Annotated in this window: 12 protein-coding genes; 4 read left to right on the forward strand and 8 right to left on the reverse strand. The window is 65.2% G+C overall.

Translation table 11 applies throughout. From position 1 onward, the window contains the following. Positions 1 to 8: 8 nt before the first annotated feature. The 8 genes from DBV39_RS11190 to DBV39_RS11215 all read right to left on the reverse strand — a co-directional run bounded on the left by DBV39_RS11190 (position 9) and on the right by DBV39_RS11215 (position 19912). Positions 9 to 794 (reverse strand): thioesterase II family protein, encoded by a 786-nt coding sequence (locus tag DBV39_RS11190; protein WP_227870596.1) that lies wholly within the window; start codon positions 792 to 794, stop codon positions 9 to 11. Next, entirely contained in the window at positions 787 to 1920 is a 1134-nt protein-coding gene (locus tag DBV39_RS11195) for a Gfo/Idh/MocA family oxidoreductase (RefSeq protein ID WP_108621592.1), read from the reverse strand. Before DBV39_RS11195 ends, DBV39_RS11190 begins: the two co-directional genes overlap by 8 nt. After that, the gene (locus DBV39_RS20305) at positions 1917 to 5060 is read right to left on the reverse strand and encodes an alpha/beta fold hydrolase (RefSeq protein WP_265415996.1); all 3144 of its coding nucleotides are present in this window, start codon (positions 5058 to 5060) and stop codon (positions 1917 to 1919) included. Before DBV39_RS20305 ends, DBV39_RS11195 begins: the two co-directional genes overlap by 4 nt. Next, on the reverse strand, positions 5042 to 6379 hold the full coding sequence (locus DBV39_RS20310) for a condensation domain-containing protein (RefSeq protein ID WP_265415997.1): 1338 nt from the start codon (positions 6377 to 6379) through the stop codon (positions 5042 to 5044). The genes DBV39_RS20305 and DBV39_RS20310 overlap by 19 nt, the downstream gene beginning before the upstream one ends. Continuing rightward, complete coding sequence (locus DBV39_RS19990; RefSeq protein WP_227870597.1) at positions 6376 to 11634, reverse strand: type I polyketide synthase; 5259 nt, start codon at positions 11632 to 11634, stop codon at positions 6376 to 6378. Before DBV39_RS19990 ends, DBV39_RS20310 begins: the two co-directional genes overlap by 4 nt. Next, entirely contained in the window at positions 11631 to 17879 is a 6249-nt protein-coding gene (locus tag DBV39_RS11205; RefSeq protein ID WP_108621593.1) for a non-ribosomal peptide synthetase, read from the reverse strand. Before DBV39_RS11205 ends, DBV39_RS19990 begins: the two co-directional genes overlap by 4 nt. A gap of 71 nt (positions 17880 to 17950) precedes the next feature. After that, a complete protein-coding gene (locus tag DBV39_RS11210) occupies positions 17951 to 18406 on the reverse strand; it encodes a TolC family protein (RefSeq protein ID WP_159078912.1) in 456 nt (151 codons plus the stop codon). 492 nt (positions 18407 to 18898) lie between these two features. Further along, complete coding sequence (locus DBV39_RS11215; protein WP_108621595.1) at positions 18899 to 19912, reverse strand: helix-turn-helix transcriptional regulator; 1014 nt, start codon at positions 19910 to 19912, stop codon at positions 18899 to 18901. 191 nt (positions 19913 to 20103) lie between these two features. Here DBV39_RS11215 and DBV39_RS11220 point away from each other — a divergent pair, with 191 nt between their 5' ends. The 4 genes from DBV39_RS11220 to DBV39_RS11235 are packed head-to-tail and all read left to right on the forward strand — an operon-like array spanning position 20104 to position 25535. Beyond that, positions 20104 to 21381, forward strand: coding sequence for an MFS transporter (locus tag DBV39_RS11220; RefSeq protein WP_108621596.1), 1278 nt, complete (start codon positions 20104 to 20106; stop codon positions 21379 to 21381). After that, on the forward strand, positions 21371 to 23140 hold the full coding sequence (locus DBV39_RS11225) for an ABC transporter ATP-binding protein (protein WP_108621597.1): 1770 nt from the start codon (positions 21371 to 21373) through the stop codon (positions 23138 to 23140). The genes DBV39_RS11220 and DBV39_RS11225 overlap by 11 nt, the downstream gene beginning before the upstream one ends. Continuing rightward, positions 23137 to 24918 carry an ABC transporter ATP-binding protein gene (locus DBV39_RS11230; protein ID WP_108621598.1) on the forward strand — a complete coding sequence of 594 codons (1782 nt, stop codon included), beginning with the start codon at positions 23137 to 23139 and terminating at the stop codon, positions 24916 to 24918. Before DBV39_RS11225 ends, DBV39_RS11230 begins: the two co-directional genes overlap by 4 nt. Beyond that, positions 24915 to 25535, forward strand: coding sequence for a cation diffusion facilitator family transporter (locus DBV39_RS11235; protein WP_108621599.1), 621 nt, complete (start codon positions 24915 to 24917; stop codon positions 25533 to 25535). Before DBV39_RS11230 ends, DBV39_RS11235 begins: the two co-directional genes overlap by 4 nt. Positions 25536 to 25603: the final 68 nt, after the last annotated feature.

Raw genomic sequence — 25603 nt, forward strand, 5'->3', positions numbered from 1 at the left:
AATCTCCTTTATTTGAAAGCGCACGTCGCTAAGTGCGCGGAATGCGGTTCAAAACGCCGTCTGATGTGCTCCATAAAGGCTCTCGGGCGACGAGTGACATAAAAGTGTTCGCCAGCGATGGCTACCGGCCCATCGACGTCGGATAGCAAGCATCTCCATGCTTCGACTTCCGATCGCCATGCCTCCTGGTCTGCGCTGCCGTAGATCAGCAACGCCGGCGTTTGCAGTCGTCGGCGTTCCCCCAGTTTCTGGGGATGCCAATAGCTTTCGGTTGCCTTGAAATCCGCCCGCAGCATTGGCATGAACACAGACCACAAGTCCGGCTCGTTCAACAGTTCCTGTGCGTTTCCACCAATGGCGACCAATTGCTCAAGGAATGCGCGATCTTCAAGGTGGCTGATGAGGCGCCGGCCATGCAGGTGCGGCGCATGGCAACCGGACAGAACCAGGCCGAGCGGCGCCGCGCCGCGCTGTTCCAGCCGAACGCAAACCTCGTAGGCCACCTGGGCGCCCATGCTATGACCGGCGACCACGAGTTGCTGTTGGGCGATCTGATGTGCGTCGATGGCCATCAGAACCTGATCGGCCAGTTCGGCAATACCTGCCGCGCAGGCCTCGCTCATTCGTTGATCGCGTCCGGGATAGACTGCCAACCAGACCTGCCAGCCACAAGGTCGCAGATCGCGCCAGCTGCGGAACGCGCTCGCACTCCCTCCCGCGAAGGGGCACAGCACGAGATGGATATCCTCTGCGCAGGGTTCGCTTGTTGCGCACAACGGCATCAGGTCAGCCATCCGTGCCTCCTGCGCTTCCGTGATCCGTCTGCGCCCCGTCCCAGGTCACGACTTGGGGTGGCGACAGGCGTCGCTCGGCTGCAGGCGGAACAACGCGCAGGACGTCGAGCCAAAGACGCGCCAGAGCCAACTGGTATGCGGGATCGAATCCCGTCGGTACGCGCTCGCCGTCCAGAACCCGGCAGAAGTTCTGCAGAACGCCGGCAACGCCAACGGCGCCATCGACCTCAAAGGCATCCCGCCAGGTGGCGGGCGCATCGTGCAGCACCTCGCAGGTCGGACGCGCATAGACGGCCTCGTCCGGGGCATAGCGATACATCGTGCGCTCCTGGCTGTCGTGTTGCGCGTCGTGGAAATGACCTGTCCACAGCACCGGCCCGTAGCTTGCTTCCAGCGTGAGATAGCCCGCAGGCCACATCAGACTGGCCTGGTGCATCACCAGGCTGTGCATGTCGGGATCGGACGGATCGAGAAAGGCTTGCAAGCGCAGTACCGCCCGGCATCCATCCGGCAGCGCCAGGCTCACGGGCACGAAGTGCGAGTCGGCGCCCTCCAGCGTCTGAACCTGTACTTGACTGCCATCAGGGATACCGCAGGCTTGCAGCAGCAGATCCAGCGTGGAGTACAACAACTGGCGACTGGTCGTCAGATGCGCCGCGCATGGCATCTCGTCGCCAAGGAGCTGCATGACATGGGTTGCCCGGTCTATCCAGCAACGGCCCGCCGGCAGGTGCGGATAGAAGCTGTTGACCCAGTACCGCAGCCCACGCTGTTCGGCGAGTTTCTGGAGCCGTTCGACATCATCGGGATGCAAGGGGTGTTCCTGCACCACATGAATGCCACGGTTCAACAGTTCAGCAGCCAGTTGACTGCCTTCGCCCTGGGCTACCGTGGATCGAACCACCACGCAGGCAATGTCGATGTCTTCGGGAAGCTGCTCCAGATGGGTGTAGAGCGGGACGCCAAAGTCGTGCACCAGTTGCTGCGATCTTCGGCTGCCTCGGGCCAGCAGGCCTGCCAACTGGAGGCCTGGCCGGGACTGAAGGAAGGCATTGAGATACACCTCGCCGAACTTCGCGCCGACGACCAATACGCGCCGGCTCTTGCTGGATTTGAACCGGATCATTTCGTAGACTCCGTGGAATTCGTGCTGGAGAACCACCGCTGAACATCGCCTGCCAGCGCAATGGCAATATCCGCATCAGCCATGAGTTGCCAGTGCGTGGCCGTCACGGTCAGGGTCTGCGCGTGTGCCTTCCAAGCCGACCATTCGCGCACCGCCGTCGTCCAGTGAGCGGGATGACGGTCTGCCTCGATCCACAAGACGGGATCCGGAATGGATCGCCCGATATGGTGCTCCGCCAGCAGGTTCAGCAGCCGGAAAATGCGCGTCAGCCACTGACGCGCATTTTCCGTGGGCATTGCCTGAGCGATGACGCCCGCCTGAACTGCACCGACAACGAACGCTTCGATGCGGGCCGATTCGTCCAGTGCTTCCCAGTTTTCTGGCAGAACGATCTGGTGTTCGCCGGCTAGCATCACCATCAATGCGGACAGATCCTCGACCGCGAAGTCAGCCCCGTACACCGGGTCTATCAACACCAGGCGAACGGCCTTGCCGCGACCATGCAGCATGCGTGCGACCTCGGCAGCGACTGCGGCGCCGTAGGACCATCCCACCAGGATGTGTGGCTCCCGGCCGAGTTTCGTCCTCATCGCGTGCAGGTAGCCAGAGGCCAGAGCCTGAAGGCTGTCGACTTCGATCTGTTCCGGAGCCTGCAAGCCCCACACCTGGGCATCCAATGCTTCGGCAAACGACATGTACGAAGCCACGCCGCCGTCTGAAGCGTGAAAGACGAACACGCGTTCGTGCGTATGCCCTTGCGTCAAGGGTACGAGAACATTTTTCATATCCGGGCTCCTGATTCCTTCGAGCGTGCCGCAGAACGCCGCCAAGGTGCGATGGGCGAACAGCGCCTGCAGGCTGGCGCCCGCAACGCCCATGCGGTTGAGCTGGGCAATGACCCGCGTAGCGATCAGGCTGTCGGCGCCGCTATGGAAGAAGTCACTTTCCGGGCTGACCGGCCTGCCGAGGAAGGCCTGCCATACCTGCGCGACGCTATTGATCAGCGCATCGTCCGATGCTTCGCGGGCGTTGGACGATATGGCCGCGCCATCGACCACTGGCTGCGTGCTCGTCGCGGGTACGGCCGCGGCCAAGGCCCGCGCGCCTGCAGAGGCATCGACGGCGAACATGTGCTGAGGCTCGCTTTGTCGCACTTCGACATCCGGCAACGTCTTACCAAAATGCCGCACCAGCGACTGCCTGATCGCCTGGCAATCGACGTGGGCGGCGCGTACCAGGCGGGCCACGATCACATGCTGATGGATGGGAGAGTCCGCGGTTTCCGGCCAGGCCAGTTCGAGCGAGAAGCCGCTACCTTGCAACGCCTCGCACCACTGGGCCAGATTCAGCATGGCCCGGTCGTCGATGATCCGGTGATCCTGGTAGTTGCCCAGCCCTTCGATGAAGCCCACGCTGGCCATCTGCAACAGGCTGTCCCGGTGAGTGGCCTCGATCAGCACCAGACGTGCGCCTGGCTTCATCAGGCTGCCGATACGGCGCAGCGACCGTACGACGTGGCTGGCGTCGTGCATGACCTGTGCGGCAACCACGAGGTCGTGGCTTTCGGCCGGGTACGTCGCATAGTCAATCGGCTGATTGATGTCGAAAATGCTGTAGGTCAGTTCGTCGTGCCCAGCGAATCGCTTGCGGGCTTCATCCAGGAAGAGCGTCGAGACATCGGTGAAGTGATAGGTTTCCAGGTGGTCGCCAAGTGCTTCCAGCACGGTGCCCGTGGTGGCTCCGGTGCCGGCACCAACCTCCATGACGCGCAGGCGGCGCTCCGGCCGGGCCGACTGACCCAGCCTCTGCATAATATGCGCCACGTTGCGAATCACGCATTGCGCAGCCGGGTTCTCCGCATAAAGTGCTCGCGTGATCGCGTAGTCATCGACAAAGAACAGTTCCAGGGCCGAGCAAGTGCCTTGCAGCAATTGCTCATGCCGCTCCACGTTGCGGTCCAGGTAGTGAGCCAGCGTGTCGCCCCAGGCGCTGGGCGGCATGGCTGGCGGGGCCGGCATGTCATTCAAGGGCCGCAGGCACATGAAGTTCCCATCGTCCTGGCTCAGCCAGCCCACCGTCGTCAGCGCCCGAAGCCATTGGCGCACGATGCGCTCGAACTGCGGCAGCACTTGCAGGCATCGGTAGATGGCATCCAGTGCCACCGCCTGGCGTTCCTGCACGAACAGGCCATGGTTCGCCAGGGTGCTGGCAATGCCGTGCAGCGCACGGGTTTCCAACGCCTGCCACACCGCATCGAAGTGGCTCTGCTCGGCTGGCTCCAGGCCAGCCAATTCCGGCAGAACCCCCAGGTCAGGCTCCGTGAAACCGGCCGGGTCGTAGCTGCGAGGTTTCGCCACCACCTTGACCAGCAGATTTCCGCCAACGCCATCGTGCTGGGCATCGGCCTGAAAGACGCCCTGCTGCCGGAGTGCGACGGCCTCGATTTCTCTCGGATCGACTTGGCTTGCGGCCGCGAACCACGCGTAACGCGCGAAAGGCAGAGGCTCACCTTGCCCCTCGGGGTGTTTCCATATTCCGGGCTCTTGCATACGCTGGGGAGCGCTCGCCACCGCTTTCAATATGGCATGAAAATCCCTGAACATGGCCTGTGCGGCGCCTTCGGCCAACACCTCGTCCATGCAATACCAGCTGAACACCAGCTCACCGCCGATCTCCATGACCTGGTGATCCAGCCACACCTGTGGGGTCTGCGTGAACACATGCACGGGGTCGCCCAGCAGGCTGGTCATGGCCTGATCGATGTCTAGCCCATCCAGCGTCATGCCCAGCATGCTGGTGAATACCACCGGCATCAGCGGCTGATGCGATTGCCCACGAATGCGGCCAAGCTCCCGCAGCAGTTCGACGCCATTCACCTGGCTGTGTGCCAGGTGCTGGCGCAAGCGCCGCTGGGTTCGCTCGATGCGCTTGCGCAGGGTGCGGGATTCATCGCCCAGATCGAAATCGACCAGCAGTACAGAGGTAAAGTCGCCAATCAACTGGCTCATCTGCGGATGCACGGGACGCCGATTGAAGAAGGTGAGGTTCAAGGTGAAGTTAGGCCAGCGCGCCCAGCGCTCCAGCGTCACGGCGAACAGCGTCATCAACGCAGCCGAAGGGGTCACCCCCAGGATCGCCATTCCTCCTTCAAGGTCGTCCAGCTCTGGCGATCCAGGGTCGCCTGATAGGTCGTGAAACTGGGCTGATAGCCGTCCGGATCGCCATTGGACTGCGGCAAACTCGGCGCAGGCGGAAGCTCAGCCAGCAAGTCCTGCCAGTAGCACCAGGACCTGAGCCAATCCTCGGTCTGGCGACGTGCCTGTTCACCGAGCACGTAGTCGCGGAAGGTGATCTGCAACGGATCCGGACTGCCACCACGGTAGAACGCCGCCAAGTCGTCCATCATTACCTTGAAGCTCTGCACGTCGAACAGTAGTAGATCCAGATTCATGTGCAGCCGGTAGCGTTCGCCATCCAGCTCCGAAGCGATCAGCTCGAACAGCGGCCAACGCTCTGCCGGCAGCACACGATAGGACAGCTCTTGCCGGGTTTGCGCCAGCGCCCGTTCCTGTTCGTCGGCGGAAAGTGCGGACAGGCTGCTGCGCTCGATACGGTACTCGGGGACATGTTCCAGAATCCGCTGCTGACCATCGTCGCCAATCACCATGCGAAGCATGTCGTGACGCTGTATCAGGGCATTCCAGGCCTGCTCAAAACGCTTCAGGTCGAACTGGTCATGGCGCAGGTCCCACTCGAACAACACATGGCAGGCCACGCCGCCGTAGTCGATCAGGCTGGTGCGTCCCAACCAGTACGCATGCTGGATCGGCGTCAGCGGGAATGGCTGGAAGCGACCGGCTGCATCGTGAAGCAGCCGCGTCGGTTGCGACGGCCCCTCGGTAGCTTGCGCCGCTTGCCTGGAGATCAATCGGCTCAGGCCTGCGATAGTCATCTCCCGATAGGCTTGTTCGGCGTCGAGGCGTACCCCGAGGCGGCGCTGGATGGTGCTGCTCAGTTCCAGGAACAACAGCGAATCCAGCCCCAATTGCACCAGATCGCGTTTGGCCGAGAGCCGAGATGAGTCATCCAGCCTCAGTTGAGCCGCGATCTGCGCTGCCAACCACTGCTCCACCGTGCCGGCATCTGCCAGCTTGTCCGCCGACAGGTCCGGGGCCTGCGCTTGCACGGCCTTGGCGGGCTTGCCTGCCACCGGCACCGCAGGCTGCCGCGCCGTCTCACGCTGGAGGCCCAGCAACTGCTTGCGGCCATCATCCAGATGCTCGGTCAACACCCTCATCGCCAGGCGATAGGGAGTCCCGCGCGACAGTGCCTGCTCCAGATGCCAAAGGCCTTCGGCATCACTCAGTACCCCCATGCCGTCCTGCGCGAGAGCTGCCTGCAATGCTTCGTCAGCTGCACGTCCGGTTTCGCCCCAGGCGCCCCAGCCGATGGAAATCACCTTGACCGGACTTTCGTCCCCCAGGCGGCGGCTTCATACGCCAGACCATCCAGATAGGCGCTCGCCAAGGCATGGCCGGCCTGTCCCGCACTGCCCAGGGCGGCGGCGGCCGATGAGTACAGTAGCAGGTAGGGCCTGCCACCGGCCCGGCTCAGTCTATCGTACAGATGCCGCGCCGCGCGAGCCTTGACCGCCAGCACAGGCGCAAGCCGACGGGCATCCCAGGACAAGATCGGTCCATCGTCGAGCACGCCAGCGGCATGCACGACACCGGCCAGCCCGCCGTCAGCCGACAGGCGATCCAGCGCACGATCGAGATCGGCCGGATCAGCAACGTCGCAGACCACGCACCTCGCCAAGATCGAATGGTGCTGTTGCAGCCTGGCGATGAAGTCAGCGGCGTCCTCCTGCTTCCGATGCGCAAGCAATGCGATTCGACCTGCGCCGCGACTGGCCAGCCATTCAGCGGTCAAGCGACCCAGGCCGCCTAGCCCGCCCGTCACCACGTGCCAGCCGTCGCCCCGCAAGCTGTGTCCATTCAGCGCGGGAGCGGCATAGCGGTGTGGCTGTAGTCGCGGCACCCATGCGTGGCCTTCTCGCACGGCAACCCACTGCCCGGATTTCGCCGCCGCATGCAGGCCAACGACCAGATCCTGCCAGGGCGCGTCCGCCGCGAGATCGACCATCAGGATGGAACGCGTGGCAGCTGCTGGGGCGGCAAACTCGATCGACGCGGTGCGTGCCAGACCCCAGACAGCGTGATGAGCCGCACTGACGTTCTCGTCGCCAACCATCGGCCAGGCCGCCCGCGTGACCATCACAATGCGGCTGCCGTCCAGACCCGAGGCTTCTTGAATCGCACCGAGCACGGCTTCGGCAACGCCATCCAGGCCAGCGTGTTCCGGAAGCAGCACCAGCATGTCCCCGGCGTCCTCATCCAGGGTGACGCCCGCCTGAGCCAGTTCGGACGCCAGACCGGGGGCCTTTTCCCCGAACAGCCGCAGCCGCCTGCCGGCAACGGCATCCGTTGCCCGGCCAAGTTGATCCCAGCACCAGTCGTAGTGAGTGCCTGGCGTTGCGGAGAGCTTCGGCAATCCTTCACCGTCATCACCGAAGGACGCCAGTGGACTCTGCCAGAGGCCATTGGGCCCAAGCAACGTCAGGTCGATGCTCGGCTGCTGGTGCAGACGGGCCTGCCATTGCAGGCGAACCAGACCCAACCAGTCAGGTGCCTGTGGTGGAACATCGATCGTGGGAACGTGTCTGCCATCGCCGTGGCGGCGGGCCATTTCACGACTGGCCTTGCCAACTCGGTCAAGCAATTGACTGTCCTGCCCAGCGCAGTCGGACCAATCCGCCAGATAGCTGCCGTCATTGGCGAGCGCCTGGCCCAATACGCCAGAGCCTAGCCGCACCGGTGTGGACTGTTCAGCGGACGTACCGGGCGCCGTCGCGAGCACAATGTGCTCGCTCATGCCGGACGTGGCAGTACCGTCGTCCGGGAGCCATTCGACGGTGGCGAAGCCGGCGGCAAGACATTGACCGCGCCAGTGCGCCGTGCTCAGGAACAGTTCGCCGCCACGGGCCTGCTCATCATGCAACGGCAGAACCAGCGGCCCGAACACAAAATCGAACAGGCGCATGGGCCGGGTGATCTCGCGCATCAGCAAACGGCCACCCGGCTTGAGCAAGAGCAGCAGGTTCGCCAGTGCATCCCCCACATGCTGCGTGGCGTGAATGACGTTGGCGGCCACGATCAGGTCAAAATCGCCAGCCGTGAATCCTTGGACCTCGGCACGTTGCTGAAGATCGAACTCCCGGTACTCAACGAAGCCGTAGTCGGCGAACTTCTGCTCGGCGCGGCGCGTGAAGATCGGCGAGATGTCCGTGAACACGTAGTGCACGTCCGGCTGGCTGGACAGTGCCGGCAGTACCCAAGCAGTGGTGCCGCCCGTGCCGCCGCCCACCTCCAGCACCCGGTATGGCGGCAGCGGTTTTCCGGGTTCACCGCGGCTGCGCACCAGGTCGGCGACCACACCCGCGGCTATCTGATTGAAATAGCGCCCGAAGCTGAAATCCTGATACAGGACTTCCACGCCGCTGGAGGCGCCCTCCGGGAAGATCACGGCGACGGGTTCGATCGCGCCGCTCATCATTTCGTACAAGCTGTCGCCCGCGCGCTGCACGGTTTCCGCGATGACGTCCAGGCCCTCGCAGTAACTTTTAAGCTCGGCGAGCAGTTGTTCATATTCTGCGTGAGGTGCGGCAACCCGTGTGCGGTAGCGGCCGTCCTGTTGTTGCAGGTAGCCATCTTCGGTGCAGGCATTGAGCATCCGCACCAGCAATTGGCGATGCCGGGGCAGGAGCCGTCCATCGCGCAGGATATCCACTGCAGTCACGCCCAGGTCAATACGATCTCCCGCGCAGCGGCGCAGCAATCGGTCGATACAGATGGCATGCAGCTTGACCACGCACCGATACAGGGCCTCCAGGCGGGGCAAATCCAGCTCGCGTGCTTCGCGTGTCACGACATTGCGCGCAGTCGGCAGTTGCGTGCCGCGCGAGAATTGCGGCGCCGCGCTCGATGCAGCGACGGCGGCTTCACGCCAGTAGCGTTGGCGTTCAAAGGGATACAGCGGGGCATGACATTTACCCCCCGAGCCTCGCAGCAGTTGCGGCCAGGCCAGATCGACGCCCGCGACGAACAGTTGCATCAGGGGCTGGCGCAGCGATTGCCTTGCGGACTGGTTGCGTCGGGCGCTGGCGATCCAGTGGGCGCCAGCGCCCATCTCCCGTTGCCCGATACCGACCAAGGTAGCGTCCGGCCCCATTTCCAGGAACAGGCTCGCACCGTCGTCGATGGCCTTGCGCAGGCACTGGACGAAGCGCACCGGGTTGCGCATGTGCCGCGGCCAGAAGTCCGCTTGATTCAGTCGCGCGGCATCCACTACCTCGCCGGTCAGGCCGGAGATCAGCGCGATATCGCTCTGTCTCGCCTGCAGCGCGCCCGCTGCATGCCGGAACTCCGGCAGAATCGGGTCGAGCATCCGCGAATGTGCCGCGCCCGTAACCGCCAGCGGATTGCTGCGCACGCCCATGCCTTCGAGTTCGGTGGCCAGTTTGGCGATCAGCTCGCGTTCGCCGGAGAAGACCAGGTGACGCTCACCGTTGCAGGCCGCAAGGTCGAGGCCCAGCCGCACGGCAACCGGCATGACTCGTGCCTCGTCGGCAAAGACCGAAAGCATCGCACCGCCGCGGCAGCGATCCATCAGTGCGCCACGCCGCCGCACCAGCGGCATGACCTGCTCGTGGCTGTAGTGGCCGGCCACGACCGCCGCTGCGAATTCACCGACCGAATGACTCAGCACCATGTCCGGCGCCATCCCCAAGGCCTGCCAATGCGCAGCCATCGCCAGTTCGAAGGCGACGATGGCGGGCTGTGCGTACTCCATGCGCTGGAGCAAATCGCTGTTCGGCTCCACCAGCGCCGTTCGCAATTGCTCGGCGAAAGCACTATCCAGGGTCTGGAACACCGCCAGGCAGCGATCCAGGCCTTGGGCAAAGGCGGGAGAGGCTTCATACCAGCTGCGTGCCATGCCCGGCCACTGCGACCCCTGGCCGGTGAAAAGCCATGCCCGTTTGCCTGCTTCGCCGCATCCGGCCTGGATCAGAATGTCGTCCTCGCCCTGGGCGAAGGCGTTCAAGGCATCCACCGTCTCACCGCATACGGGCACGGCCAGCCGCCAGGGCATATCGAGCAAGCGGCCCGTCAGCGCCGTATGGGCCACGTCAGAGACAGGCTGGGTTTTCAATGCCTGTGCATAGGCGCCGGCCAGGCGCCGCAACGCGCCTTCGTTGTTGGCACTCAGCAGCAGCACGTCCTCATCAACGCCATGGGTTTGCCCATCCTTGGGCTGATGCATCGAACGCAGGGCCTGCGGCAAGGACGCCACAACCATATGGCAGTTGGTGCCGCCGATCCCGAAGGACGAGACGCCTGCGATGCGAACCGGCGCCTCCCAGGGCTGGGCCTCGCGCGGCACGTAGAAAGGACTGTCTTCCAGGTGCAATGCCGGATTGGCCCGCTGGAAGCTCACGCACGGCGGGATCGCACCGCGCTCGACCGCCAGCACCGCCTTGAGGAAGCTGGCGATACCGGCAGCCGTATCCAGGTGCCCCATGTTGCTCTTGACCGATCCCAGCGCGCAGGCCGGCCCCTTGCCGACGGGATGGAATACACCCTGCAGCGCCTGCACCTCGATCGAATCGCCCAGCGGAGTGGCCGTCCCGTGCGCCTCGATCATGCCGATCTGCTCACTGCGCACTCCGGCAAGCGCCCACGCATCGGCAATCACCTCCCGCTGCCCTAGCACAGAGGGCGCTGTATAGCCGACTTTCTGGCTACCGTCGTTGTTGATGGCGCTACCCAGTACGACCGCCACGACCGGATCGCCGTCGCGCAGCGCATCTGACAGGCGCCGCAGCACCACGGCTGCCACGCCATTGCCGCCATAGGTGCCCTGGGCCTGTGCATCGAACGGGCGGCAATGCCCGTCGGGCGAGAAGATCATGCCCTGTTGGTACAAGTAGCCGCTCACCTGCGGGAAGGAGACGGCCACACCACCGGCAATGGCCATGTCGCATTCGCCGGATCGCAGGCTCTCGCATGCCAGGTGGGTAGCCACCAATGAACTGGAGCAGGCCGTCTGCACGGACAGGGCCGGGCCGCGAAGATCCAGCTTGTAGGCGGCGCGTGTCGCCACGTAGTCCTTGTCATTGCCCATCAGGGACTGCAGGCTGCGCACGTGCGCCACTTCGGCGATGTTGATCGCCTCGCGCCCTGGATAGGTGCTGATCCGGGCAGAGCCGAACACGCCGGTCTTGTGTGGCACAGCTCGGGGTGCATAGCCAGCGTGCTCCAGCGCGTGCCAAGCCATCTGCAGGAACAGGCGCTGCTGTGGGTCGAGCAGTTCGGCTTCCTGGCGGGAGTAGCCGAACAGCTCGGCGTCGAAAGCCTCGGCGTCGGGCACCACGGTTCCGCGCGGCACAAAGGCCGGATCGTCGATGACCGATGCCGGAATCCCAGCATCCAGCAGTTCCTGTCGCGAAAACTGCCGACTGCATTCACGCCCGGCCAGCAGGCTGGCCCAATAGGCGTCGCTGTCGGCCGCTTCCGGGAACCGGCTGGCATGACCGATCACCGCGATCGGCTCGCAGTCCGGATAGTGCTGCTTCAAGCGTTCTTCGATAGTCATGGTGTCTCCCCGCGGCGACGTTGCGCACGTGCCCTGCGCTGCGCCAGCAGTTCGCGGCGCTCGTCTCCGGGCGCTGCGGTGTCATCTGTCGTGTTCGATCTGCCGTGCAGGTGCGCTGCCAGGGCCAGCGGCGTGGACTGGGCAAACAGATCAGTGACCAGCAGGCCGGTGTGGCCCGTCTGGGTCAGGTGCACATGCAACTGAACCAATTTCAAGGACGTGGCGCCTGCATCGAAAAAGGACTGGCGAGGCAGGATCGGCCTCCCGACCACCTGCTCGAAATGCCGGCACAGTGCTTGTACCAAGGCGTCATCGGCCCGCAGCGGCGTGGCCGCGGCTGACGGTTTGGCAGCGCGTTGCGCAGGTGCGTGATCTGCGCAATGCGACATCCCCTCCAGGCGGGGTACCAATGCCTGCAACGGCTGATCCCAGGCCGAGTCTTCGCGCGCCAGCCGCTGCAACAAGGAGACGTAGCGGTCGAAGGCGGCCTGGATCTGCTGCGGTTCGAACAGCTCCTGCACGTAATCCCAGTTGAAGCGCAACTCGCCCTCGGACTCGTACACCTGATGGTCGAGCCAGACCTGGGGGGTGTGTGACAAGCCCCAGCGTGGCTTCATCCAGGACGCATGGGCGAGGAATCGGTCCTGTTCAAAGCCCAGGGCGCTGGTGAACACCACGGGCATGGAGGCAGCCGCCTGTCCAGCGCACCGGGCCAGTTGGCGCATAACTTGAATGGCCGAGACATCGCGATGCAACAGGTCCTGGCGCAGGCGTTGCTGCAAGCCCTGGGCGCTGCTGCGCCAGTCCGCGGCCGGCTGCCAGGCCAGCAGCAGCAACGTCGTGAAGTCGCCCAATACCTGCTCGATCTGCGGATGAAGCGGCTCGCGGTCGAACAGGGTGAGGTTCAGGCTCAGCTCGTCGTGGCCGGCCCAGGCCGACAAGGTGGCGGCATACGCCGAGAGCAGCAATGCCGACGGGGTCAAACCTTCGGCACGCGCACGCGCCTTGAGCGCCTCCCACTGCGGGGCGGCAAGCGTGGCGGACATTCGTGCGAAGCGCGGCAGGCCCACGTCGCCCGGGTCGCAGCGCAATGGCAGGCGCGGGGCCGGCGGCAGATGATCCAGGCGACGCGCCCAGTACGCCAACGAGACGTCGTCGACCGGCCGCTGCTGCACATACTCCAGATAATCGCGCAAGCCAATCTCCAACTCTGGCAGCGACTGCCCGGGTTCGGTGTAGATCTGTTCCAGTTCGGCAAGCAGGATCTGCATGCTCAGGCCGTCGAGCATCAGGTTGTCCAGGCACACGAACAGGCTGGCCTTGGCGCCGCCATCGACCAGGGCGGCCTGAATGTCGAAGACGGGCCAGCGCGATGGATCGAGTACCTGCCGGGCCAGACGCTCGCGCAACGCCACGGCTTCTGGGGCGTCCAGGTCGGTCACCGGATGGCAGGGCAGCCTGAAGTCCGGCACCTGCGGCAAAACCTGCTGCATGCCATCGCGAACCACTGCCCGCAGGGTGTCGTGCCGGCTGACCAACCGATTCATGGCCCGCTCGAAGCGCGCGACATCCAGATCGGCCACCTCGAATTCGACGAAGAAATGCGAGCCGATCCCGCCCAGTGCGAACCCTGGCTGCCGCCCCACCAAATAGGCCTGCTGCACATCGGTCAGCGGGAAAGGCGCGTAGCGCCGTGTGGGGTCGTGCCGCAGGCCAGGCGTACTGATGGTGTCGCCGCAGCGCACGGTCTCGGCGAATGCCGCCAGGGTCGGGAAGTCGAACAGGTCGCCGAGCGCCGCCGAAAATCCGCGCCGGTTCAGTTCGCCGATCAGGCGCGTCGCCAGCAAACTGTCCCCGCCCAGACTGAAGAAATGACTGTCCCGGTAAAGGTATTCCACCTTCAAGAGATCGCGCCACAGACTGAACACAGCCTGTTCCGTGACACCCTGGGGCAGTTGCCGCTCGACGCCGGTCTCGGGGGCGCCATGAGTGCAGTGCTCCAGCAGGCCGCGCTGATCCACTTTACCGTTGGCGGTCAATGGCAAGGCATCCAGGAAGTACAGCCGTTGCGGCACCATGTAGCCTGGGAGCAACCCACGCAGCGCCCAGGCCAGCCGGTCGGCATCCGGCCTGAGCACTTGCTGCGGTGCACGGGACACCAGGCACTGCATATGCCCCAGCACCGTCTGGGCTTCGTTGCGCATTCCCTGTCTTGCCAGCAGGTCCTGCCACCAGGGCGTCTCGTGCAACCGGCGGGCCAGGCCTTCCTCGTGGCCGTCCGCCAGCAGCTCGGTGGAAACCAGCGCCAGGCACGAAACCCGATTCAGTTCCTGGACAAACACCATGGCCGAAGGTGCCGCCAGGGCCAGCACAGCCCGCACCCCGGCGTCGCCCACGCGGTGCAAGGCATTGTTGGCCCATACCAGATCGGCCTGATGCAGATCCTCCTGCGCCACGCCGGCATGCCAGCGCCGAACCTCGGCATGCGCATGCCGCTGCAACCGTTCCGTGGCGCGAAGCACCAGCTCCGGCGAATCCTCCCACGCTGTATAGGCCACTTCGCCCGTATCCAAGTGCCGGAGAAGCTGCTCTGCAGCCAGGCCGCTGCGTGCGCCGACCTCATGCATTCGTACCGGACGGCCCAGCGTCTTCGCCAGCGTCCGAATCAGGTTGGCCAGCAGCGCGATGGCCGCGTGCATGCCGGGGGCCCGCAGCAGCAACTGTTCCGGCGCCCAGAATGGATGGCTCAGCAGCGTTCGCGCAGGTCGTTCGCCGCGGATGATCTGGGCCAGCGGCGCATGATGCGTCAACAACATGTTGGCCGCTTCCCGCAGCGGATGTTCGCCGCTCGGTTGCCAGGCCTGCGGCATGCTCTCCACCGGCGCATAAACGCCATCGTCCAGGCGCTGCAGGTATCCGTGTCGATGTAGATGCTCCAGCCAACGCGCCACCAGGCCGGCCCACTGCGGCTGCGCGCCGTAATCAGCGATCACGCTCTGTGCGGTGACGCGGCCGGTCAGACTCACCCCTTGCCGCATCAGATGCTCGTACAGGAAGCCGGCCACGAGGCGTGCCATATCCGCTTCGTGATCCGCTTCGGCCGGCCCCGCATGCCAGGCCTCGCCTGGCAGCAGCGAGGCGTAGTCCGCGGGCAGCGACGGGTCGTCGGGCAGTGGACTGGACAGCGCAGTTCCTTGCAGCACTACGAATCCCACCAGGGATTTCTCGCGCTCTCCCACGGCCAGCGCCACCGCGCTCTTGACGCCCTCGACCCGCAACAGGGCCGCTTCGATCTCGCCAAGCTCTATGCGGTAGCCGCCCACCTTGACTTGCCTGTCACGACGGCCAAGGAATTCCAACCGGCCGTCCGGCCAGTAGCAGCCCATGTCGCCGGTGCGATACCAGCGCTCGCCTTGCCAGCTCACGAATTGCTGCGCAGTGCGCTCCGGGTCGTTGAAATAGCCCAGCGCCACGCCTTCGCCGCCAATCCACAGCTCGCCCGGAACCCAGTCCGGACAATCGCGGCCTTGTGCATCGACCACGCGGTACTTCTGCCGCGCCAACGGATAGCCATAGGGAATAGAGCGCCATTGCGGCGGCACGGTGTCCACGTCGAAGACGTTGGACCAGATGGACGCCTCGGTCGCGCCGCCCATGGCCACGAACTGCCCATCCTGGCGAAACGCGCGGTAGCGGCCGGGCAAGTCCAGGCCGATCCAGTCGCCGGAGAGCATCACCATGCGCAGGCAGGCGGGAACCTGCAGCTCGAAACCCTCGGCATAGGTCAGTAGCATGTCCAGCAGCGCCGGAACCGTGTTCCAGACCGTCACGCCATGCCGCTCGATGACCTCGCACCAGCAGGCCGGGTCGCGCCGCTGGCCCTCGTCGACCAGCACCAGCGCACCGCCGGCCGAGAGCAGCCCGAAGATGTCGTACGCCGACAGGTCGAAATGCAGCGCCGACAATGCTAGTACCCGGTCATTTGCCGAAACGCTGTAGCGCCGGTTCAGCTCCGCGCAGGTATTGAGCGCCCCCCGGTGAGAAATAATCACACCCTTGGGCATGCCGGTGGAGCCCGACGTGTAGATGATGTAGGCCGGCTCGCGCACATCGACCTGCACGGGTTCGCCCAGCGGGGGATAGTCCGTGGCCTCCTGCCAGGCCAGGAAGGTGACGCCGGCCACGGCGTCGTTCAGGCCGTCGTCCCGGCATACCAGTACGCGCTTTGCCCCCGCGCCCAGGTAGATGGTGCGCAGTCGCTCCAACGGCTGATCCGGCGACACCGGCACATACACAGCGCCCACATGGAGAATGCCCAGCGCGGCCACGATCTGGCCGACGCCCTTGGACATGCTGATCGCCACCCGGTCGCCCGGCTGCACACCTTGCGCGGCCAATGCGCCGGCACAACGACGTGCCAGGGAGGCCAGCTCGGCGTAGGTCAATCGGCGCTCACCATGCACCAGCGCCAGGGCATCCGGTCGCGTCCGCGCCTGCTGCCAGAAACCCTCGTGCAGCAATCCATCGGGCGCCGGTACGTCGCTATGGGAATTGACCCGCTCACGCACCGCCCGTTGCGCCTGCGGCATGGGATCGGGCAAGGGCTCCCGCCAGGCCTGCGGATGCGCCAGCAGGTGCCGCACCAGGCCCACATAGGACTGGAACATCGCTTCAAGCAGGCCAGGCGGGAACAGAGCCTCGTTGCTGTCCCATTGCAGGAACACCGAGCCGGCATGTTCGTAGGCCAGATGGTCGATCCAGACCTGTGGCGTTTGCGTAATCCCCCAGCCGGGAACGCCCAGCGTGCGCTTGACGTCCTGGCCGAACAGCGGACGGCCCAGGTTGCTGGTGAACACCACTGGGGCGCCGTGGGGATGGGCACCCGCTGTCTTGCGCAGTTCGCGCAGCAGTTCCACGCCCGACCAATGCCGATGCTCGTAGGCCTCGGTGAAGGTCTGCTGGTTGCCCCGTGCCAACGTATCGAAACTCGATCCCTCGCCAGCGATGTCTAGCAGCAGGATATTGGTGAAGTCGGCGATCATCCCGTTCACGGCGGGATGCAGCGGCTGGCGGTCGAACAGCGTCAGGTTCAGCAGTAGCCGGGGCTGGCTGCACCAACGTGCCAGCACCGCGCCGAAGCAGGTAGCCAGCGCCATCGTCGGCGTCACGCCGCATTCGCCCGCCAGGGCCTGGAACCGCGCCCAGTCCCCGGCGGTGATCTCCGCCCGCTGGCGCGAGATGCGAACCTGCTTGATCTGCGTCGGTTCGCAAGCCAGCGGCAACTGCGGTACATGCGGCAAACTGCCCGAGTGATCCAGCCAGAACGCCTTGGCCTGCTGGCGGGCCGCCTCGTTCTCCTGCGCCGCTTGGGCCAGGTAGCTGCGGAAATCGTAGTCGTCGGGGATCGCCGGCAGGCATTCGCCGCGAACCAGCGCCGCCAGTTCATCGAACACCAGGCTGAAGCTCGCGGCATCCAGCACCAGCAGGTCGATGTCCGCGTGCAGGCGGTGAAGCCCATCGGGCAACAAGCTTAGCTGAAAGTCGAAGTTCTCGCCTTGCCCGACGGCCAGAACCCGGTGGCCATGTCGCGCACGCATGGCCAGCAAGTGGGCCTCGCACTGGGCGGGCGATGCATTGCGCAGGTCGTGCAGCGTCAGGCCGCGCCATCGGGTGCCTGGACGGCGCTGCTGGCGGCCATCGTCCAGGAACGTCACCGTCAGCATGGGATGCCTTTCGACCAGCGCACTGATGGCCTGCTCCAAGGCATCGGCATCCAGACCCTGGCCGTCGAACTCCTGGTACAGATGGCAGCCGACACCTCCCAGCGTCTGGTGTGGCGCACGACCCACCAGGTAGGCGTGCTGCACGGGTGTCAGTTCGAAGGGGTGTCCATCGGCCATGGTCGGCCAGACGACACCGGCTGCGGACGTGAAGGAGATGGAACCGCTTGGCTCCGGGGATGCCGCCTGGGCAGTCGGTGCCGTGGCCGGGCAGTCCTGCAGAAGTTGGCTCCACCCGCGCACCGTGGGCTTCTGGTATAGATCGCGCAATTTGATCTTGTGGCCGCGCTCGCGCAGTCGATGCATCCAGGCCATCAGGCGCATCGAATCCATGCCCAGCTTCAGGAGGCTGACATCGGCATCCAGTTGCCCGCTGGACATCCCGAGGCTGGCGGCGATTTCCTCACGAAGCGTCGCTTCGATATGCCCCCTCGATGGTGTGTCGTTTCGTCTCGCGTCCGTCATGAGAAACCCTCTTCCTCTCCGTTTTCCTTGGGATTCCCCGGTACCGCGCCTGGGCGCATCACCCAGGGGCCTTATCGAACCTCCGCCAAGAAATGCCGGTTGAGCACCAGCACGTCTTCTTCCGAGAACCTGCCGGCATAGAACTGCAACTTGGCGTAGGCCTGGAACCACTCCACGTAGGTCCGCAGCAAGGCCAGCCGGGCCTGGTAGGACTGGCGTTCCGCCTGCAAGGCGTCGGTGTTGGTGCGTTCCCCGCCGTTCACGCTCTTGCGCATTGCGTCCACCAGCGCCGTGGCGTCGCTCACGTTCTGGCGCAAGGTGCGTATGCGCTCGGCGCTGGTGCTGAACACGCGGTAGTACTGCTCCAGCGTGGTGATGGTGGTGATGGTGGTGTTGGCGGTGTGTTCGAGTTCATAGCTCGCCTGTTCCCGCCGGTTGTTGGCCTGGCGCGTGCTGTAGTAGCTGGAGCCGCCGCTGAACAGCGGGATGGTGACCCGGATGACGAAGGAGGCGTCGACTGCGCGCACACAGCCTGGCTTCCCAGTGCCAGGGCCATCGCTAGGCACAGGCGTTTGGGTTGCAGGTGGAATGCGCCTCTAGGTGAGCGCTCCAGCGGAACCATCAAGGGGCTGACTGCGCCCCCATCCATCCTCGGTAACATGTACGTTTCTCCAGTCTCGTGATGCGAATGAAAGTGCAAATGAGACGAAATTACATCGATAGGATAATGAGTCCCAATCAGCCGACCGGGCCGGCCCTTCCCCAAACCACAATTCCGTCAGGAACCGGGTGCGGTCAAAACATTCACGTTGGATATGCTCGTGCGCGGGGAGCTTACAGTCGCTGTAATCCCACTTGTCTAGATCAATGATCCGAAAATTCCCAAATCCGTGCTAACGGTTTCGGGAAAAAATTTGACTTATCGAGGATTTTTGTTGCGGCGCGTCATGGTGGTCGCCACGGCCACCATCAAAGGCAGGCCCTGCATGGCGGCGCAACGCCCGCCATGGCCGGCAAGTTCAGACCACGCGCACCACCGCGGTGCCCTGGTGCGAGATGCGCGGGCTGATGCCCAGGGCGCATTGCTTGGGCGTGATGCCGGTGTGGCCGCGGAACATGCGGCTGAAGTGGCTGAGGTTGGCGAAGCCGCAGCAGGCGGCGGTTTCGGTGACGCTGGTGCCGCGCTTGAGCATGGCGACGGCGGCGTTGAGCCGGATGCGCGTCAGGCAGGCATGCACCGGGCAGCCGTAGAGCGCCTGGAAGCCTTGCTGCAGGCGCTTCTCGTTCAGCCCCACGGCGCGTGCCAGTGACTGAACAGTCCATTCCTGACCGTAGTTCTGCTCCAGCAGCGCCCGCGCTTCGATCAGCCGCCGCCGGTCGCCCGGTATGGGCAGGGGCATGTCGGCCTGTTCCAGGTTGTCCTGCACGAAGCAGGCGATGGCTTCCATGGCCTTGGCGCGCAGGTAGAGGTCGCGGGACAGGCAGGGGCCGACATGGCTGCAGCCGAAGCCGAGCAGGTCGCAGGCCACGCGTTGCAACGTGCTGGAGGATGGCACCACGCCGAGTAAGGCGTCGATGTGCGACCGGTCGCCCGACAGCGTGCGGGTGCGGCGGCGCAGTTCGTCCATGCTCAGCCCAGTCAGGCTGGCCATGGCGTCCGCCGGCATGTAGATGCTGACCAGGCGGAAAGCGCCGTCGGTCTGCCCATCGAGCACGTCCCAGCCGGAGGTGGGCTCGCCCGAGGCCATCAGGATGGTGGAGCCGGCACTGACATCGACGACCGCGCCATCGTCGAAGGCGGTTTGCATGTGCCCTTCGAGCAGGATGTTGACACTGAAGGCGGCGGGACCGGAGGCCTGGAAGGACCATTTGCCGCCGGGGCGGCCGCTGATGCAACTGATGTAGAGCCCTTCGCTGGGCTGATACATGTGCACGGCGTGCCGCCAATCTTCAGGCACGCAGTCAAGGCCATCTTCCTGCAGTTTGCTCGGATCAAGTGCTTGATCCGAAGCCGGTTCACTGATCTCACCCATAAATTTATCCTGAAAAAATCAAATTTTTTCCGTAAACCGTTAGCGCAATTTGCCTGATTGCCAAATCATAACGATTCTCATTTTACACCGGGGATGGGCTGCTGATCACCTGAAGTGATCGTGTGAATTGCAGCGGACCGTCAACTAACCATTCGCCACGACGGCTATTCGAGCCGTGGATTCCGCATCGCATGTCAACGACTTCTTCTGCCACACGCCGCCTGACAGCGGCTCGCTTGCTGCTGGCCATTGGCGGCATTTATATCAGCCAGACCATCGTCACGGCATTGACCACACAGGCGTTGCCGTCGTTGCTGCGCAGCGAGGGCGCTTCGCTGACGGTGGCAGGGTTGACCGCTCTGCTGTGGGTGCCGTGGGGCGTCCGCTTTCTCTGGGCGCCCTGGGTGGAACGCATGCGCCTGCCGACGGGGCGACTGGAGCGCCGCTCGCGCACGCTGGTGCTGACGGGGCAATGGATCATGGCGGCCATCCTGATGGGAACGGGGATGGCAAGCTGGGCGGGCCATGTTTCGCTGGACAGCTTTGCCGTGTGGCTGCTGGCCGGCCTGATGCTGGCGGCGGTGGTTTCGGCCAGCGCCGACGTGGCCTGCGATGGCTTCACGGTGGAGCAGCTTGCCGGGCAGCGGCGCGGCTGGGGCAACGTGGCGCAGGTGGGCGGCAGCCATGTCGGCGCAATGCTCGGTGCCGGGGGCTTTCTTCTGGTGGCGGGCAAGGCGGGCTGGCCTGCGGCGCTGGTGGCCGCGGGCCTGGCCATCGTGCTGCTGGGGCTGCCGATGCTGCTGTTGCGCGAACCGCCGCGCGACCAGGCGCTGGCTCTCGGTCATCGGCCCGGGCTGCTGCATGCCTTGCGCCGCCCGCAGGTGCGCACGGGGCTGCTGCTGATGCTGCTGTCGAGCGTGGGGGTGCGGCTGACGCTAGGCATGTTCGGCCCGTTCATGCTGGATCGCGGCATGAGCCTGGAGCAGGTGGGCTGGCTGTTCGGGTCGCTGCATATCGGCACGGGGCTGACTGGCGCGGTGCTGGGCGGGCTGCTGGTGCGGGCCGCGCCGGGCTGGCAGGCGGTGTGGATCGCCGTTGGACTGAAGGCCGGCGTGCTGCTGGCCTTGAGTCTGGCAGCGCCGGCGGCCTCGCTGATGGTGCTGACGATTCTGGTCGGCCTGACCTTCTCGATATTGGGTTGCCTCTGGGTCGCGCTGTATTCGGCGCTGATGAACCTGACCTCGCCGCTGCAGGCGGGCGTGGACTTCACGGTGTTCCAGAGCGCTGACGCGCTGCTGGCCATGGCGGGCGGCGTGGCCAGCGGCTGGCTGGCCGGCCACCTGGGTTACTCCTTCTGCTTCGGGCTGGCCAGCGTGCTGACGGTCATCGCCACCGGGGCCGTGTGGCGCCAGGCGTGTATGGAGAAGAACACCTCAGTAGCCACGCAAGGAGTCGTGCATGTCGGATAAGCAACATGCCGGGGCAGATGCCAGTGTCTGGGGCATCATGCGGCCCGTACAGGGGCAGATCCGCTTTGCCATGGTGCTGGCCAGCCTGGCCGCTGCCTATGCCCTGGGAGCGTTGGCCGTGCTGGCCTGGGCGGTGCACGCCCTGCTGGCCGAGCCCGGCCGGTGGCCCTGGCTGCCGCTGGGGCTGGCTGTGCTGCTCACCATTCTGGCCTTTGTCTTGCGCCTGTCGGCCTTCAATCAGTCGCACTACGCCGCCTTCCGCCTGGAAACCCGGCTGCGCACCGATCTGGCCAGGCATCTGGCGCGCGTGCCGCTGGGCTATGTGCAGCAGACCGGCTCCGGCGCGCTGACCAAGGTGATGATGGACGACGTGAAGGCGCTGCACGTGTTCGTGGCCGACAGCATGCCTTTGTACGCGCGGGCGTATGTGTCGCCGGTGCTCACCTTCGTGCTGCTGTGGTGGCTGGACTGGCGCCTGGCGCTGGCGGCCACGGCGGTGCTGGCGCTCGGCATGGCGGTGGTGTCGCTGGCCATGCGCGGCAGCGGCCAGATGATGCAGCGTTACCACGCCGCTGGCGAGAACGTGAGCAAGGCGGTCGTCGAGTATGTGCAGGCGATGCCGGTGGTGCGCACCTTCGATACCGGCACGGTCACGTTCCAGCGCTACCAGCGTGCGCTCGATGAATTCATGGCGGTGGTGCTGGCGTGGTACCGCATGACCGGGTTTTCCTCGCGCCTGTCGGTGGCGATCCTCAATCCGCTGCCAACGCTGGCGGTGCTGGTATGGCTGGGCGGCTGGCTGATCAGCCGTGATGCGCTGGACGCGGCCACCTGGCTGGCCGTGCTGTTGGTGGGCACCGGCATGGCCGAATCGCTGCTGCCGGTGATGTCGCTCAAGCATCTGGTGGCCAAGACGCAGATGAGCATTCATCGCATCCAGGAGGTGATGGACGAGCCGGAGCTGCCCATGCCGGAGGGGCTGGCCAGGACGCCGCTGGATGGCTCGGTGCGTTTCGAGCAGGTGGACTTCCGGTACACCAGCGACGGGCCGCTGGTGCTGCAAGGCGTGAGCTTCGACGTGCCGCAAGGGACGGTGGCGGCGCTGGTGGGGCCTTCCGGCGCGGGCAAAACCACGGTGGCCAGGCTGATACCGCGCTTCTGGGATGTCAGCGCGGGTTGCGTCAAGGTCGGTGGCGTGGATGTGCGCCAGATGCAGGCCGACGTGCTGATGCAGCACGTCGCGTTCGTGTTCCAGGACACCTTTCTGTTTGCCGACACCATCGCCAACAACATCAGCCTGGGGCTCGAAGGCGCGACGATGGATGAGGTGAAGGCCGCCGCGCGCGCCGCCCAAGCGCACGCGTTCATAGAAAGTCTACCGCGGGGTTACGACACGCCGGTCGGCGAACGGGGGATGTTCCTCTCCGGCGGGCAGCGCCAGCGCATCACCATCGCCCGCGCCATCCTGCAGGACCGTCCGATCCTGGTGCTGGACGAGGCCACGGCGTTTGCCGACCCGGAGAGCGAGGCCGCGCTGGTGGCGGCACTTTCCAACCTGATGCGGGGCAAGACGGTGCTGATGGTGGCGCATCGGCTCTCCACCATCCGCGATGCGGATCAGATCCTGGTGTTCGACCAGGGACGGCTGGCCGAGCGCGGCACGCACGATGCCCTGGTGGCGCAAGGCGGTGTGTATGCGCGGCTTTGGAACAGCTATGAGCAGGCGCAGGACTGGGCCTTGAGGGGAGCACGGGCATGAGCACTCCAGATCCCGGCCAACGCATCACGCCCTTGCGCGAGACCTGGCGACAGTTGATGACCAGCGCCCGCAGCCGAGCGCCCAGGCTGCGCGCCAGCCTGATCGGCCTGGCCCTAGCCGCCATCGCGCAGGGGCTGGCGCTGGCCTGCCTGATGCCGCTCTTCCAGGCCCTGATACCGAGCGCCAATTGGCGGGCGGCGCTGCCCTGGCTGCTGGCGATGACGGGGCTGATGCTGGCCAGCACGGTCATCCGCTGGTGGGCGCAGGGCTTCGACTATCGCGGCGATATGGTGCGCAACACGCATGAACTGCGTTCCGAACTCGGTGCGCAACTGCGCCGCATTCCGCTGGAGGTGTTGCAGGACAAGCGCGCCGGTGGGGTCAATGCGACCTTGCTGGGGAACGTGGACGAGACGCTCAGCTACATCCTGACGATCGCCAACATGATGGCCACCGCCCTGCTGACGCCGCTGACGGTGGCATTGGCGGCGCTGTGGTTCGACTGGCGCATGGGGCTCGTCCTGCTACTGGTGTTCCCGCTGCTGATCCCCCTTTACCGCTGGCGGCGCCCGGCCTACGGACGCGGCATGCGCATGCTGGCCGACGCCCACGAGCGCACCAGTGCAGACATCCTCGAATACGCCCAGGGCCTGCCAGTGCTGCGCGCGACCTGCCGCACGGGCGAAAAGGCGCAGCGCCTGCAGGCCAGCCTCGTACACCTGGAGAAAATCCAGACCATCGGCCAGAAGAAAGGCGCCAAGCCGAACCTGATCCTGGCCACGGTGATGGAGCTGGCGACCTTGTTGGTGGTGTTGCTGGGCACGCTTTTCGTTGCGCAGGGCTCGCTGGATATCGCCGTGCTGGCGGCGCTGATGGTGATCGTCGTGCGTTTCGGCGAGCCGTTGGCGACCTTCGTGCTGTATGCCAAGGTGATCGACCTGATCGAGGCGGCGTTGGGCAAGATCGATGCCTTGCTGGCCATCGAGCCTCTGCCGCAGCAGGCGTCGCCCGGCATGCCGGGCGAGTTCTCGATCGACTTCATCGGCGTGGAGTTTGCCTACGCCGGACAGCCGCAGAGCATCTTGAGGGGCTTCAGCGCACAATTGCCCGCCCGCCGGATGAGCGCGCTGGTGGGGCCGTCGGGTTCGGGCAAGACCACGGTGACGCGGCTGCTGATGCGGCACGCCGACCCCCAGGCGGGGTGGGTACCAATCGGCGGCGTGGACATCCGCAGCCTGTCGCCGGAGCAGCTCAATGGCTTGATCTCGGTGGTGTTCCAGGACGTGTACCTGTTCGACGACACCATCCTGGCCAATATCCGCATGGCCCGGCCGGACGCCAGCGACGAGGAAGTGGAAGCGGCTGCCCGTGCCGCCTACTGCCACGAGTTCATCACCCGGCTGCCCGAGGGCTACCAGACGAGGGTGGGCGACATCGGCGGCCGGCTCTCGGGCGGCGAGCGCCAGCGCATCAGCATCGCCCGCGCCATGCTCAAGAACGCGCCCATCGTCGTCCTGGACGAGCTGACCGCGGCGCTGGACACCGAAAGCGAAGTGGCTGTGCAGCGTGCCATAGACGCCCTGGTGCGCGAGCGCACGGTGATCGTAATTGCGCACCGGCTGTCCACCATTGCCGCCGCCGACCAGATTCTGGTGATCGACGAGGGCCGCGTGGTCGAGTCCGGCCAGCATGCCGAGCTGCTGGCCGCTAATGGCCGCTATGCGCGGATGTGGCAAGCCCAGCAGAGCGTCAAGCACTGGCGTGTGGGGGAGTCATGATGAATAGCGGGCACGCAGGCCAACTGGCAAACCCGATGACGTTCTCGCCGGTGCACGAGCATGTGTTCATCGGGGCCGGCCAGCGGCGCAATGAGCGCCGGATCTGGTGGGTCATCGGGCTGGCGGTCAATCTGCTCAGCGCCCGGTCGTTGCGCGATGAACATCATCACGCCATCCACGGCCATGACCATGATCACGCGCATGGGCATGACAACAACCTGCAGGCCGCCTATCTGCATGTGGTGGCCGACGCGCTCACGTCGGCGCTGGCCATTGCCGCTCTGCTGTTGGGCAGCGTGTTTGGCTGGGTCTGGGCGGATCCTTTGATGGGCGTCGTGGACGCCCTGGTCATCCTGCGCTGGTCGTGGTCGCTGATACGCGAGGTCAGCCTGGTGTTGCTGGATGCGCAGCCAGCGCATGACGACAAGACTGCCCGGATACGCGCCCAGCTCGAAGACGATGGCGTCGAGCTGTTCGACCTGCACATCTGGCAAATCGCCCCCGGCCGGTACGCCGCCATCGTTGCGCTGGGCGCGACCGAGCCACAGCCCCCGTCCTACTACAAGGCGTGGCCTGGCCATCTGGAATGGCTGGCGCATCTGTCGGTGGAGGTTTAGCGAACGCCCTGATGGGGCAGGACCATCGCGTCATCAATGATTGTTTGCAGTACCACCTGTCGTTCCAA

Source organism: Orrella marina, assembly GCF_003058465.1.
In the GTDB taxonomy this organism is placed as follows: domain Bacteria; phylum Pseudomonadota; class Gammaproteobacteria; order Burkholderiales; family Burkholderiaceae_B; genus Algicoccus; species Algicoccus marinus.